General features: G+C 73.7%; 4 protein-coding genes. 3 read left to right on the top strand and 1 reads right to left on the bottom strand.

From position 1 onward, the window contains the following. The 3 genes from FOE67_RS24250 to FOE67_RS24240 all read left to right on the top strand — a co-directional run. The coding region (locus FOE67_RS24250; RefSeq protein ID WP_182666967.1) for a 3'-5' exonuclease at nucleotides 1-385 on the top strand (385 nt) is incomplete at its 5' end. A 155-nt stretch (nucleotides 386-540) separates the two neighbouring features. Further along, the gene (locus FOE67_RS24245; RefSeq protein ID WP_182666966.1) at nucleotides 541-843 is read left to right on the top strand and encodes a hypothetical protein; all 303 of its coding nucleotides are present in this window, start codon (nucleotides 541-543) and stop codon (nucleotides 841-843) included. 81 nt (nucleotides 844-924) lie between these two features. After that, complete coding sequence (locus FOE67_RS24240) at nucleotides 925-1230, top strand: ArsR/SmtB family transcription factor (protein WP_182666965.1); 306 nt, start codon at nucleotides 925-927, stop codon at nucleotides 1228-1230. Between the two features lie 45 nt (nucleotides 1231-1275). Here FOE67_RS24240 and FOE67_RS24235 read toward each other — a convergent pair. Then, on the bottom strand, nucleotides 1276-1930 hold a 655-nt coding region (locus FOE67_RS24235; RefSeq protein ID WP_182666964.1), incomplete at its 5' end, for a DUF429 domain-containing protein.

Genomic DNA, 1930 nt, shown 5'->3' with positions numbered 1-1930 from the left:
CAGGGCGGGGGAGATCGGGGTCGCGGCCCGCTTCAACCGGGAGTGCGACCGGGCGGTCGCGGCGCTCACGGAGGCCGGCATCCCCGCCGCGCAGGTGCGCGGGGACCGGACCGGCGCGGCGGAGGCCGTCAACGTCGGCACCATGCACGCCTTCAAGGGCCTGGAGTACCGCTGCGTGGCCGTGATCGGCGTGAACGAGGGGGCGCTGCCGTATCCGAGGGCGGTGACCCCGGCCGAGGTGGACCGCCTCCAGCACGAGGCGGACCTGTTGGCGGAACGCTGCCTGCTCTTCGTCGCCTGCACCCGTGCCAGGGACGACCTGTACGTGTCGTGGACGGGCCGGCCGAGCGAGTTCCTGCCCGAGGCGGTCACCCGGCAGGGCTGATCGGCCGGCCGCACCGTGACATGGGGCCGTGGCCGGTTTCGGCTCCGGGGGCGTCGCCATTCGGCACACATGCAAGAGTTGCTATATGGTGATGTGGCAATGGGTTGTGCCGGGGCGAGCCCCGGGCGGCCACGTCAACACGGGAGGAGTCCGTCATGGCCACCGCCACCGAACACCGCACGCACGAGGACCACGACCACGTCCACGGCGAGGGCTGCGGCCACGTCGCCTTCCCGCACGGGGACCACGTCGACTACGCCCACGACGGCCACATCCACCGGGCCCACGACGGCCACGTCGACGAGTGCGGCCCGTCCGGTCACGCGGCGCACGAGGGCCACGACCACGTCCACGGCGAGGGCTGCGGCCATGTCGCCGTGCCGCACGGGGACCACGTCGACTACCTGCACGACGGTCACCGGCACGCCGCCCACGACGGCCACTGGGACGACCACTGAGCGATCCGGGGGAGCGTGGGGAGGAGAGGACTCCGTGCGCTACTGGGAATCATTGTCACTTGCTAATATGTGCATGTGACGATGATTCCCTCCCCTGCGACGGAGGACCCCCTGGAGTCCCTCCGGTCCGCCAGTGACCTCCTGCGGGCCCTGGCGTCGCCCGTGCGCGTGGGCATAGTGCGGGAGCTGGCCGAGGGCGGGAAGTGCGTCCACGAACTGGTGGACGCGCTCGGCATCAGTCAGCCTTTGGTCTCCCAGCACCTGCGGGTGCTGCGCACCTCCCGCATCGTCACCGTCCGGCGCCGGGCCCGCGAGGCCGAGTACAGCCTGGTCGACGACCATGTCGCCCACATCGTCCTGGACGCCATCCGCCACGCCCGCGAGTAGCCGGCGTCGCCGCGCGGAAACGGGAGCGGCCGGAGCCGCCCGGGGTCAGGCCCGTCCCGGGGCGAGCCCGACCGGTGCGTCGACCGCCGGGAGGTGGATCCAGCCCTCCACGGCGGCGGCCCGTTCCTCCTCCGCGCCGCCCGGCCGGGAGGTCAGCCCGAGAACCGCGCACCGCGCGGTCAGGGCGGCGATCAGCGCGTCGAAGGCGTGCTCGTTCCCCTCGTACGCCGCCCGCGCGCCGGGCTCGAACCGCAGCCACGGCATCACCCCCATCAGCGCCCCGACGGACCGCGAGCCGGCCAGGCCCCACACCGCGCGGGAGCCGGCGGGATACACCTCCACCACCCGACCGGCGCCGGTCCGATCCACCGGATGTCCGCGCTCGGCGAGGTGGTGGGCGAGATGTGCCCACCGGGCGGCGGTCGCCCCGAGCTTGTCCATCGACACCGACAGCGGACCGCGCCCCGTCAGGGGGCGGAGCGCGGCGTCCGTGATCCGGTCCGTCAAGCGCAGCCGCATGTCGCGGTAGTGCTCCTCCCGGTCGTCGCGGCCGGGCCACGGTCGGTGACCGGCGTGGGCCGCGACGGCCTCCGCGAAGGCGATCGGCCAGCCGAACGGGCAGTCGATCCCCGCCCCCTCCCCGTCCCCGAGGCCGGACAGCAGGTCGAGCAGGTACTCGTCACGGCACCCGGTCACCGGC

The sequence above is a fragment of the Streptomyces calidiresistens genome, assembly GCF_014141525.1.
Taxonomy (GTDB): Bacteria; Actinomycetota; Actinomycetes; order Streptomycetales; family Streptomycetaceae; genus Streptomyces; species Streptomyces calidiresistens.
The sequence above is the reverse complement of the archived record's forward strand: the minus strand, read 5'-3'. Positions and strand labels throughout refer to the sequence as shown.

What these genes read in the sequence shown, in the direction of transcription:
- FOE67_RS24245 (WP_182666966.1), top strand. Translation starts at nt 541, where the DNA reads ATGGCCACCGCCACCGAACACCGCACGCACGAGGACCACGACCACGTC.
- FOE67_RS24240 (WP_182666965.1), top strand. Translation starts at nt 925, where the DNA reads ATGATTCCCTCCCCTGCGACGGAGGACCCCCTGGAGTCCCTCCGGTCC.